The sequence below is a fragment of the Mycobacteroides salmoniphilum genome (genome assembly GCF_004924335.1).
In the GTDB taxonomy this organism is placed as follows: Bacteria; Actinomycetota; Actinomycetes; order Mycobacteriales; family Mycobacteriaceae; genus Mycobacterium; species Mycobacterium salmoniphilum.
This window is the reverse complement of the sequence record NZ_CP024633.1, coordinates 3,931,635-3,942,530: the sequence shown is the minus strand read 5'-3', so window position 1 is coordinate 3,942,530 and position 10,896 is coordinate 3,931,635. Positions and strand designations below refer to the sequence as shown.

At 64.9% G+C, this 10,896-nt stretch carries 9 protein-coding genes; 6 read left to right on the top strand and 3 right to left on the bottom strand.

Features of this window, described 5'->3' with window-relative positions:
- Positions 1-83 precede the first annotated feature (83 nt).
- Positions 84-887: a GAP family protein gene (locus DSM43276_RS19705; protein WP_078328041.1), complete on the top strand. Its 804-nt coding sequence runs from the start codon at positions 84-86 to the stop codon at positions 885-887.
- A gap of 5 nt (positions 888-892) precedes the next feature.
- Here the strand turns inward: DSM43276_RS19705 and DSM43276_RS19700 are convergent, their stop codons facing one another.
- A complete protein-coding gene (locus DSM43276_RS19700) occupies positions 893-1,840 on the bottom strand; it encodes a GlxA family transcriptional regulator (RefSeq protein ID WP_078328040.1) in 948 nt (315 codons plus the stop codon).
- A gap of 28 nt (positions 1,841-1,868) precedes the next feature.
- Between DSM43276_RS19700 and DSM43276_RS19695 the strand changes: the two genes are divergently transcribed.
- Positions 1,869-3,251, top strand: coding sequence for an MFS transporter (locus tag DSM43276_RS19695; RefSeq protein WP_078328039.1), 1,383 nt, complete (start codon positions 1,869-1,871; stop codon positions 3,249-3,251).
- On the opposite strand, the gene DSM43276_RS19690 is transcribed toward DSM43276_RS19695, so the two are convergent.
- Complete coding sequence (locus DSM43276_RS19690; protein WP_136629128.1) at positions 3,165-4,067, bottom strand: CPBP family intramembrane glutamic endopeptidase; 903 nt, start codon at positions 4,065-4,067, stop codon at positions 3,165-3,167. The two genes, DSM43276_RS19695 and DSM43276_RS19690, sit on opposite strands and share 87 nt — an antisense overlap.
- A 383-nt stretch (positions 4,068-4,450) precedes the next feature.
- On the opposite strand from DSM43276_RS19690, the gene DSM43276_RS19685 reads away from it, so the two are divergent.
- The 4 genes from DSM43276_RS19685 to DSM43276_RS19670 all read left to right on the top strand — a co-directional run bounded on the left by DSM43276_RS19685 (position 4,451) and on the right by DSM43276_RS19670 (position 8,695).
- Positions 4,451-5,143: a hypothetical protein gene (locus tag DSM43276_RS19685; RefSeq protein WP_157896007.1), complete on the top strand. Its 693-nt coding sequence runs from the start codon at positions 4,451-4,453 to the stop codon at positions 5,141-5,143.
- A gap of 75 nt (positions 5,144-5,218) precedes the next feature.
- The gene (locus tag DSM43276_RS19680; protein WP_078327991.1) at positions 5,219-6,037 is read left to right on the top strand and encodes an acyl-[acyl-carrier-protein] thioesterase; all 819 of its coding nucleotides are present in this window, start codon (positions 5,219-5,221) and stop codon (positions 6,035-6,037) included.
- A gap of 283 nt (positions 6,038-6,320) precedes the next feature.
- Positions 6,321-7,613 (top strand): isocitrate lyase, encoded by a 1,293-nt coding sequence (gene aceA / locus DSM43276_RS19675; protein WP_078327990.1) that lies wholly within the window; start codon positions 6,321-6,323, stop codon positions 7,611-7,613.
- 212 nt (positions 7,614-7,825) lie between these two features.
- Entirely contained in the window at positions 7,826-8,695 is an 870-nt protein-coding gene (locus DSM43276_RS19670; protein ID WP_078327989.1) for a 3-hydroxybutyryl-CoA dehydrogenase, read from the top strand.
- 219 nt (positions 8,696-8,914) lie between these two features.
- On the opposite strand, the gene DSM43276_RS19665 is transcribed toward DSM43276_RS19670, so the two are convergent.
- Positions 8,915-10,876 carry a 5-oxoprolinase/urea amidolyase family protein gene (locus tag DSM43276_RS19665; protein WP_234802937.1) on the bottom strand — a complete coding sequence of 654 codons (1,962 nt, stop codon included), beginning with the start codon at positions 10,874-10,876 and terminating at the stop codon, positions 8,915-8,917.
- Between the last annotated feature and the right edge of the window lie 20 nt (positions 10,877-10,896).

Below are 10,896 nucleotides of genomic sequence, written 5' to 3'. Positions count from 1 at the left end.
CCATCTCACTAATGTAGCCAGCGCAATTCGTTGCCTCACGGCTGGCGCTGCCATTCGTGAGCAAACAGAGTAGGGTTATCGATATGTGGCGCGAACTGTTGGGGTTGGCATTTTTGATGTCACTCAATCCGGTGCTACTCGGCCTGATCCTGGTGGTCATCTCGCGGCCTCGGCCGGTGCAAAACCTCCTGGCCTTCTGGGTCGGTGCGCTGATGGTGAATGTGCCGTCCTTTGTGATAGCGCTTTTCGCCTTGCATATGGTGCCGAGTTTTGCGTCCTTCGCGAAGAACCTTGCGACGGCAGACCCGGGCTCGTCCGTCAAACCTCTCCAATTGGGAACCGGCGTGCTGTGCATCGTGCTGGCCGTGGTGATCGCGGTGCGTCTTCGGTCGCGTAAGCGAGAGAATCAGCCTGTGGCCGCCGGCGCGGGTGGGGATTCGTCGGTTTTGGTACTAGATCCGGAGACGCCGACGGCCGAACCCCGGTCGGTTGGCCGTGTCAGGGGTGCGATCGCCGTTGTGGTGACGAAGCTTCGACGCCTTTTCCATCACGGCAAGGGCGCCTGGGAGAACGGGGCGCTGTGGGTCGCGCTGGTGCTCGGCATCGGATACATGCCTCCGCCTCCACTGGTTCTCCTGGTCGACACCATCATCGTCGGGTCGGGAACCGCGATGGGCACACAGATTCTCGCTGCCGTGGTTTTCGTCTTCGCGATGCTTGCCGTGTTCGAGGTAGCGCTCATCAGCTACGTGATCGCTCCGTCGAGAACCCAGGCGATACTCGAACCGATTCACAACTGGGCACTTGCCCACCGGCAAGTGGTGCTGCTCGTCCTTTTCGCGGTGGTCGGGATCTGGCAAGTGCTGACGGGTATAGGCATCGTCTAGCCGAGTCAACTGCCCCGGAACGTTTTTCGGTAGTGGGTAGGACTCATGCCGAACCCACGGCGCAGGTGATGCCGCAGATTGGCGGCCGAGCCGAGGCCCGACCGCCGAGCCACCTCGTCCACGGCAAGATCGTGTGATTCCAGGAGCGCCCGTGCGCATTCGACGCGCTGCTGCCGCACCCAGTCGCCGGGGGAGAGCCCGGTCTCGTCGCGGAAACGCCGATTGAAGGTCCGCATGCTCATCCGGGAATAGTCGGCCAGCTGCCGCACCGTCAACGGTTCGGTGAGGTTCTCCAGGGCCCAGTTGCGGGCGGATGCCGTTGATTCCCCGGTGCATTCGGGGAGCGGACGGTCGATGAACTGTGCCTGGCCGCCCTCCCTCCACGGCGGTACCACGCAATACCGGGCCACATCGTTGGCCGCCGTCGTGCCGTGGTCTTGTCGAATAATGTGCAGGCACAAGTCGATTCCCGAGGCCAGCCCCGCCGACGTCAGAACGTCGCCGTCGTCGACGAACAGGACCGTCTCATCGAGCAGCACGCGCGGGTACAGCGCACGAAAATCGTCCGCCTTGTGCCAATGGGTGGTGGCGCGGCGGCCGTCGAGCAGTCCCGCGGCACCCAGCACAAAGGCCCCGGTGCAGATGGAGACGATACGGGTGCCCGGCCTGATGGTGTCGAGTGCGGCGCGGAGTTCCCCGGCCAGCTCGCCCCGAAGCCGCGCCGGCGGGTACTGGGTGCCGGGGACGACGACCGTGTCCGCACGGCGCAGCGCGGCCGGCCCCTCCTGCGGGGTGATCGCGTACCCCGAGGTGGTCTTGACCGGGGCACTGGACAATCCGCACGTGATGACCCGGTAGCGGTCGGTGCCGGCCTGGCCGAACATCAGCGACGGAATGGTCGCGTCGAACCCGATCAGCGGCTCCAGCATCAGGACGGCCACCGTATGTACCATGGCATGATCTTTACACCTATTGGCATTTATGCCAATTGTGGGACGGTGCCTTATCGGTCAGTCTGGGCAGGTGACGCAGTCCCTGGTGCCCAAGACGCCCGGCCGCCGCCGGGTTCACCCCGCCTGGATCATCGCCGTGGTGGCCTTTGTCGCGGTACTCGCCGCGGCCGGGTTCCGATCCGTCCCAGGCGTTCTGATGGACCCGCTGCACTCCGAGTTCGGCTGGTCGCACGGCACCATCGGGCTGGCGATGTCGATCAACATGACGCTGTTCGGGCTGACCGCGCCGTTCGCGGCCGCGCTGATGGACAGGTTCGGAGTGCGTCCGGTGCTGGCGGTGGCGCTCACGCTGATCGCGGCGGGCACCTTCCTGAGCGTATTCATGACCGCGTCCTGGCAGTTGTTGCTGCTCTGGGGTGTGCTGGTGGGTGTCGGTACCGGGTCGATCTCGATGGGATTCGTGGCCACCGTCGCGACCCGGTGGTTCATCGCGCGCCGGGGATTGGTCACGGGCATATTGACGGCTGCCAGCGCCACCGGCCAGCTCATCTTCCTGCCGTTGGTGGCGGTGGTGAGTGGCGCGTACGGCTGGCGGTGGGCCGCGGTGATCGTTGCTGCGTCGGCAGTTTCCGTGGTTCCGCTGGTGGTGCTGTTCATGCGAAACCGGCCTGCCGATAAGGGAGTTGGCCCGTTGGGTGCCGATACCGACGAACCGGGGGCTGCATCCGGGGGTTTCGGTGCGGCGTTCGAAGGGCTGCTCATCGGTGCGCGGCAACCAGTCTTCTGGCTGTTGGCGGGCAGTTTCGCGATCTGCGGAATGACCACCAACGGATTGATCGGCACCCACTTCATTCCTGCGGCACACGACCACGGGATGCCGACCACCATGGCCGCAAGCCTGCTGGCGCTGATCGGGGTCTTCGACGTCGCGGGAACGGTGTTCTCCGGATGGCTCACCGACCGGGTCGATGCGCGCATCCTGTTGGGTATCTACTACTTTGGGCGCGGTCTTTCGCTGATGCTGTTGCCGGCCTTGCTCTCTCCTCGCGCTGAGCCCTCTACATGGGTGTTCATCATCTTCTACGGACTGGATTGGGTGGCCACCGTGCCGCCCACCATCGCGCTGTGCCGTAACTACTTTGGTGAACGCACACCCGTGGTGTTCGGGTGGGTCTTCGCCTCGCATCAGATCGGGGCGGCCATCGCGGCGGCGGGTGCGGGATGGCTGCGCGACCAGCAGGGCAACTACGACAACGCATTCCGGCTCGCTGCCGGGCTCTGCGTCATTGCCGCGGTGATGTGCCTCTCGGTGCGGGAGCGGTCATCAGCTGATGAGCATGTCGAGGTAGATCAAGTTGACGGCGATGTGAATGGCTATCGGCGCCCAGATGTTTCGATACCGGCTCCATAGGTAGCCCTGCATCACGCCGAACGTTCCTTGGACCGCCACGATCGTCGCGAGGTCCACGGCCACGGTGTCGGCCCGCACGTGTGAGGCGATGTGCATCGCGGCGAAGAGCACTGACGACGTAGCGATGGCCGGCCAACGGCCAACCAGTGATTCCAGCCGGGTCTGCAGGAACCCGCGGTAGAACACCTCCTCGAGCACGCCCGCCGTCAGCAGTGTGATCAGCGAGGCCACGGCGATGGTCACGGGATCGGGCAGGCTCGCCAGGGAGGTAGCGGGCGGTGCGAGGGGCCCGAGTCGAGCCAACGCGATCCACGCGACAACCGGGACTATCGGCGCCAGCAGGCGGGTGCGGTCCAGCGGAGAGGTCCACCGCGCCTTCGGTCCCTGTGGCACACCGCCCCGGAAGACGCGGAAGGCCAGCAGCGGAATCACCAGGAACATCAACACCTTGATCGGGCTGTACACGGCATCCCGTGGTATTTCGGTGACCGCTGCCGCGACGACCAGGACGGGGAACGCGAGGGCGGCACACACCAGTACCCGCACTTCGCGGGTGAGGCGCTCTCTACCGATGTCGGCGAGCGGGTCGATCGCCGCCAGGCGCATGGGCACCAGGCGGGTGAGCAGCAGCACCATCAGGGACGAGGTCAACGGCATCCACAGCGGATAGGGCTCGGCGGCCTCGTCCGAAGAGAACCGGACCATGGTGTGCCCACTGATCACGAGCCCGCCGATGGCGATCGTGAACAACAGACCGGCGGCTGCGAGCAGGGCCTGGGCGACTCCGCTGTCGGGGTCCGGCCGGCTGGTTACCACCAGACGATCGTATGGTCACCACGATCGGATTGTGGTGAGATCACGCTGCGAACATCGTGAGACCGATTGGGTACCAATCAAATACGGTGTGACACGCCGAGCGGATCAGGCGACCGACGATGAGAACCTGTGAGGGCCGCCCCGGCATCCGTGATGTGCCCTTGCTGACTTCCGGTTTGCCGAGTTCGCCAAATAATCCCTTGGACAGCAGGCGAAATGACCGTACAGTTCTGCACTAACAACAGAACATTGGTGGTGCGGGCCGGATGTGGATCGGTTAACTGTTAATTCATAGGTCGCGGGTTCGAATCCCGTCAGGGCCTTAAGGGTCCTGTAGCTCAGCGTGGTAGAGCCATGATGCCGCGCGGCTGCGCAAGGCGCGGGTGCATCCGGTAAACGTCCTGGTGGCCGCGCGGACGTACGCCTCCGGGCGTTCGGACCGCGGTGCCAGCACCTGGACTCCGGAGCCCCGGATTGTGGATGCGCTGGATGCTGCGTTCTACGGCGCCTACGCCGCCTACGGCGCCGTGGAGCCTTCCGGTGGACGTGTGCTGCTGGCGCTGGATATCTCGGGATCGATGGACTGCCGGATCTCGGGAATGCCGCTGACCTGCCGCGAGGCATCGGCTGCGCTGGCGTTGGTGTCTGCCAATGTCGAAACCGATTACCAGGCAATCGGTTTCACGGCCGGTGCGAACTGGCGCAAGCCGGGCATCACGCGGCTGGACATCACGGCGCGGCGCCGGCTCGACGATGTCTGCAGGTACACGGCCGGATTGCCCATGGGCGGCACGGACTGTGCGCTGCCGATGGTGTGGGCGCTGAAGAACCGCTTGGCGTTCGATGCGATTCACCTCTACACGGATAACGAGACCTGGTATGGGGACATTCACCCGCACCAGGCGCTCGCCGAATACCGCCAGAAGATGGGGCTGGACACCCGTCTGGTGGTGGTCGGGATGACCGGTACCAGCAACTCGATTGCGAATCCCTCGGATCCACGTCAGCTGGATGTATCGGGATTCGATTCGGCTGTGCCGCAGCTGTTGTCGGATTTCACCGCCGGGCGGTTGTAGCGGTCTCGGCGGGTGTGGCAGGTATTGCCGCACCCGCCGTTCCGGCATGCGCCATCCGGCACCGAGGCAGGATTGATGTGTGATGATCGGGGCGTGAGCACCGAACCGAGCACCGGCCTCGACAAAGACATGATGCCCGTGCCCCACGCGCATCCCCACGTCTACGAGGGTCGTTGGCCCGTTCGCATCGCCGACGTCGACTCCGGCGGGCGTTTGCGGCTGGACGGGGCCGCTCGGCATATTCAGGACATCGGGCAGGACCACCTGCGTGGGGTGGAGGCCGAGGAGACTCACCCGCACTGGGTCGTCCGCCGCACCATGATCGACGTGATCAAGCCCATTGAGTTCAGGGAGGCCCTGTGGCTGCGCCGTTGGTGCTCGGCCACGTCCAACCGGTGGTGCCAGATGCGGGTGCGGCTCGACGGTCGGGACGGGGGACTGGTGGAGTCCGAGGCATTCTGGATTCACGTCAGCCGTGAAACCCAGGGGCCGGCCCGTATCGAAGACGACTTCCTGGCTACGGTCGCCTCCACGACGGATGTGGACCGGTTGCGGTGGAAGCCCTACAACAAGCCCGGTAGCCGGGATACCGCGACCGATATCCGGGACTTCCCGGTGCGATTCACCGATATGGACCTGTTCGATCACATGAACAACTCTGTTTACTGGAGCATCGTGGAAGACCATCTCTCGCGGCATCCTGAGCTGCTGTCCGCCCCGTATCGCGTGAGCATCGAGCATGACTCCGCGGTAGCGCTCGGCGACAAGCTCGAGATCATCACCAACGTCTACGAGGACGGAACCGCGTTCGGCGTCCCCGGTCGCAGTGTTACAACGCTCACATATGTCGTGGGCGACGAGGTGAAGGCCCTCGCCTCGATATTCGCTCGATAACTAGACACGGCGTCGGTCGTTTAACAGTACGAGCGTTCTGAACAGGGGATTGTTGGTTACCGACCGGTAGCAACAGTACGAGCGTACGATTAGCCGCTTCGCAAAGTTTGCAAAAGCCCGTTAATCCCTAGCGAAAATTGGCACTGGGAGCGGGTGGACCTGCGCATATGGTCTGTGACATCGTCGTAACAGTCAACAGAGTGAACGTGCCTGAGCGTTAACAATCCGTCAGGGTCAGAAAAACGCTGAGGCGCGTAACTCAGGGTCATAGCAAGGAGTACCAATGTCGAACGTCGGAAAGCCGCGCACCGCGGCCGAAATCCAGCAGGACTGGGACACCAACCCCCGCTGGAAGGGCATCACCCGCGACTACACCGCAGCCCAGGTCGAGGAGCTGCAGGGCAGCGTCGTCGAAGAGAACACCCTGGCGCGCCGTGGCGCGGAAATCCTGTGGGAAGGCGTCACCAAGGGCGACGGCTCCTACATCAACGCGCTGGGCGCGCTGACCGGCAACATGGCCGTGCAGCAGGTCCGTGCCGGCCTCAAGGCCATCTACCTGTCCGGCTGGCAGGTCGCCGGCGACGCCAACCTCTCGGGCCACACCTACCCGGACCAGAGCCTCTACCCGGCCAACTCGGTGCCGGCCGTCGTGCGCCGCATCAACAACGCCCTGCTGCGCGCCGACGAGATCGCCCGCGTCGAGGGCGACACCAGCATCGACAACTGGCTCGTGCCGATCGTCGCCGACGGTGAGGCCGGCTTCGGTGGCGCGCTGAACGTCTACGAGCTGCAGAAGGCCATGATCGCCGCGGGTGCCGCCGGTACCCACTGGGAAGACCAGCTGGCCTCGGAGAAGAAGTGCGGCCACCTCGGTGGCAAGGTGCTGATCCCCACCCAGCAGCACGTCCGCACCCTGACCTCGGCTCGTCTGGCAGCCGACGTCGCGAACACCCCGACCGTCGTCATCGCGCGTACCGACGCCGAGGCCGCCACCCTGATCACCTCGGATGTGGACGAGCGCGACCAGCCCTTCGTCACCGGTGAGCGCACCGCCGAGGGCTTCTACAACGTGCAGAAGGGCATCGAGCCCTGTATCGCGCGTGCCAAGGCCTACGCCCCGTACGCCGACCTCATCTGGATGGAGACCGGCGTGCCGGACCTCGCGGTCGCCCGCAAGTTCGCGGAAGCCGTCAAGGCCGAGTTCCCGGACCAGCTGCTGTCCTACAACTGCAGCCCGTCCTTCAACTGGAAGCAGGCGCTGGACGACTCGACCATCGCCAAGTTCCAGAAGGAACTGGGTGCCATGGGCTTCACGTTCCAGTTCATCACCCTGGCCGGCTTCCACGCCCTGAACTACTCGATGTTCGACCTGGCCTACGGCTACGCCCGCGAGGGCATGACGGCCTACGTCGACCTGCAGGAGCGCGAGTTCGCGGCCGAGGCCCGTGGTTACACCGCCACCAAGCACCAGCGTGAGGTCGGCGCCGGCTACTTCGATCGGATCGCCACCACCGTGGACCCGAACACCTCGACCGCGGCGCTGAAGGGCTCGACCGAAGAGGGCCAGTTCCACTAAGTCACGCCTGCTCTAGCCGGGCAATGCGCCCACGTCAAGACTCTCGGTGTGACCCACTGAGTTGACAGCACAGGCCCCGCCCACGTATCCCGTTGGGCGGGGCCTGTGTGCTGGATGGATGAGGCCCCCGCAAGCGGGAGGTACCCCCAGCTTGCGCGAAGACCATCAGATACGACCAAAACTAACAACGATGTTCAGGGAGTAGTACGAAGATGACGGATGGAATCACGCGGGTAGGAGTTATCGGCGCTGGACAGATGGGCGCGGGTATCGCCGAGGTATCGGCACGTGCCGGTGTCGACGTGCTGGTCTTCGAGACCACCGAGGAGCTGGTGAAGGCGGGGTCTGCCCGCATCGTCAAGTCACTGGACCGCGGCGTCTCCGCCGGGAAGATCACCGAGCGTGAGCGCGATGCCGCCGTCGCCAACCTGAAGTTCACCACTGACCTGGCCGACTTCTCCGATCGCCAGCTCGTCGTCGAGGCCGTCATCGAGGACGAGTCCATCAAGGCCTCGATCTTCGCCAAGCTCGACGAGGTGATCACCGATCCCGACGCGGTTCTCGCGTCCAACACCTCCAGCATCCCGATCATGAAAATCGCTGCGGCAACCAAAAATCCGGGGCGCGTGCTGGGACTGCACTTCTTCAACCCGGTGCCCGTGCTGCCGCTCGTCGAGCTGATCTCGACGCTGGTCACCACGCCCGGGGCCGCCGCGCGCACGGAGGCCTTCGCGAGCGAGGTGCTGGGCAAGCAGGTCGTGCGTGCCGCCGACCGCTCCGGCTTCGTGGTCAATTTCTTGCTGGTTCCTTACCTGCTGGCGGCGATCCGGATGGCCGAATCCGGCTTTGCCACAGTCGAAGACATCGACAAGGCTGTGGTGGCGGGACTTTCGCACCCGATGGGCCCGCTGCGGCTGTCGGACCTCGTTGGTCTCGACACCTTGAAGCTCATCGCCGACTCGATGTACGACGAGTACAAGGAGCCGCTGTACGCGGCCCCGCCGCTGTTACTCCGGATGGTCGAGGCCGGGCGTCTCGGCAAGAAGAGCGGTGTCGGGTTTTACGAGTACAACGCAAAATAAGCCACCCAACTGCGCGAGGGCACGTTGTGCGCACAAATCTCAGCCCGATTGTGTGCGTGCGGCGTGCCTTCGCCGCGTTCGGCGAAAGCGTCGCCTGATGGCCGCAGGAAATGTCAGTGTGCCCATTTCTCTTGACCAAGATCGCCAGGGGTGGTTAATTCAGACAGCAAAGTGACACGCCCCGGTATTCGCGAGCGAGGGGTTCGGGGCGCTCACTTGCTAGACCCGGGCGAATTCGCCCGCAGTACTCCATGCTTCCCGCTCCGTCGCGTATGCCGCGCGTTGGAGGCCACGGAACTCGCCTATTGACGTCGCGTTTTGGGCAAGGAATGTCGAGTACTCCGCCATGGAGAACTCACCCTCAGTGATCGTGACACCGCCGCTCCCGCGTCCGGTGGTGAGCTCATCGCGTAGCTCAAGAAGCTCTTCGGCGCTCACCGGGTACCAGCTGATCTGGTCAAAGAACCGCAGCAGCCAGGGTGTTCCGGGTTCGAAAGCGCCGGCGTTGTCCGGATGCCGATGGTTCCAGACCTGTACGGTCCGGCCGACCAATTGGTATCCGCCGGGGCCCTCCATGCCGTAGATGCACAGGTACGCCCCGCCGATGCCGACAGCGTTCTCCGGTGTCCAGGTACGTGCGGGGTTGTACTTGGTGGTGACGAGCCGATGCCGGGGATCGACCGGGGTCGCCACCGGCGCGCCGAGGTACACATCGCCCAGGCCGAGCACCAGATACGAGGCGTCGTAGACCGTGCGATGCACCTCGTCAACAGTGCCCAAGCCATTGATGCGCCTGATGAATTCGATGTTCCAGGGCATCCATGGGGCATCCGCGCGCACACCCAGGCGATACCGTTCCATGGCCTCGCGGGCGGACGGATCGTCCCAGGAAAGAGGCATGGCCACCCGACGACTCGGCACGACGAGCTCGCCGGAAGCGGGAAGGTGTTCGTCGATATCGTCCAGCAGCCCCAGCACCTTGCCCATGGGCAGCCTGTCGGGATCGAAGTGCACCTGTAGCGACCGGATGCCCGGCGTCAGATCGACGATCCCGGAGGTATGGGTGTCCTCCAGTCGTTGGTGTAACGCGTGGACGCGCGCACGTAGCGCCAAATCCAGTGTGAGGTCGCCGTATTCAACCAGGACATTGTCGTCGCCGCTGCGGCGGTATGTCACAGCGGGCGCGTCGTCTCGGGTCGGCCGATACGCCAGGACGCCGTCGTCACCATCGCCCCGGGTGGAGAACACCGAGGGCCAGTGCCCGCGGCGATCGATACCGATCGAGCGCAGCGAGGCGCTCCGAGATGCTTCGATTCGGACGAATCGCAGAGTGTCGCCCGCGCGTAGCTGCCCCAGCTTCCACCGGTCGGCCGAGACCACCGTAACCGGGCAGACGAACCCGCCCAGGCTGGGGCCGTCGGGGCCTAGCAAGATCGGAGTATCGCCGGTGAAGTCCAGAGCACCAATCGCATACGCGTTGTCATGGATGTTCGACGGATGTAGCCCCGCCTCGCCGCCGTCGGTGCGTGCCCACTGCGGTTTGGGTCCGATGAGGCGCACTCCGGTGCGATCGGAATTGAAGTGGACCTCGTAGTCCGTGGACAACAGCTCGTCGATATCGCCGCGGGTGAAGAACTCGGGTGCGCCATGCGGTCCCTCGGTGACCGCGAGCTCCCAATGGTGACCGATCGCCGGCTGTGCCGCACCGGGAATGCATTGTGGCTCAGCGTCATGAGAGCTGCCCAGAGTGAGAGCGTCGCCGGCGGCCAAGGCGCGTCCCGCGGGACCGCCGAACCCGCCGAGGGTGAAGGTGGCGGCGCTGCCCAGGAAGTGCGGAACCTCGATCCCGCCGGCGATCAGCACGTAGATGCGCATCCCGGTATCTGCGGCGGCGCCCACGGCGAGCGTGCCCTCAGCGGGAACGGTGACGGCGCGCCACTGGGGGACCGGTCGGCCGTTGACGGTGACCAGTGCCGGTGCGCCCGTCACACAGACCAGGGTTGCTTCGGTGAAATGCAGTGTGGGACCGGCGAGTGTCGCCTCCAGTCCCGGGGCGCCCTCGGGGTTGCCGACGGCACGATTGCCCAGCCGGAATGACAGGTCGTCCATCGGGCCGGACGGGGGCACGCCCACCTGCCAGTATCCGGTGCGTCCCGGCCAGTCTTGCACCGTGGTCAACATGCCGGGCGCCGTGACTGAGA

Excerpts from the sequence above, each read along its gene's own strand:
- DSM43276_RS19705 (WP_078328041.1), top strand. The coding sequence starts at position 84 with ATGTGGCGCGAACTGTTGGGGTTGGCATTTTTGATGTCACTCAATCCG.
- DSM43276_RS19700 (WP_078328040.1), bottom strand. The coding sequence starts at position 1,840 with ATGGTACATACGGTGGCCGTCCTGATGCTGGAGCCGCTGATCGGGTTC.
- DSM43276_RS19695 (WP_078328039.1), top strand. The coding sequence starts at position 1,869 with ATGCCAATTGTGGGACGGTGCCTTATCGGTCAGTCTGGGCAGGTGACG.
- DSM43276_RS19680 (WP_078327991.1), top strand. The coding sequence starts at position 5,219 with ATGTGTGATGATCGGGGCGTGAGCACCGAACCGAGCACCGGCCTCGAC.
- aceA (WP_078327990.1), top strand. The coding sequence starts at position 6,321 with ATGTCGAACGTCGGAAAGCCGCGCACCGCGGCCGAAATCCAGCAGGAC.
- DSM43276_RS19670 (WP_078327989.1), top strand. The coding sequence starts at position 7,826 with ATGACGGATGGAATCACGCGGGTAGGAGTTATCGGCGCTGGACAGATG.
- DSM43276_RS19665 (WP_234802937.1), bottom strand. The coding sequence starts at position 10,876 with ATGTTGACCACGGTGCAAGACTGGCCGGGACGCACCGGATACTGGCAG.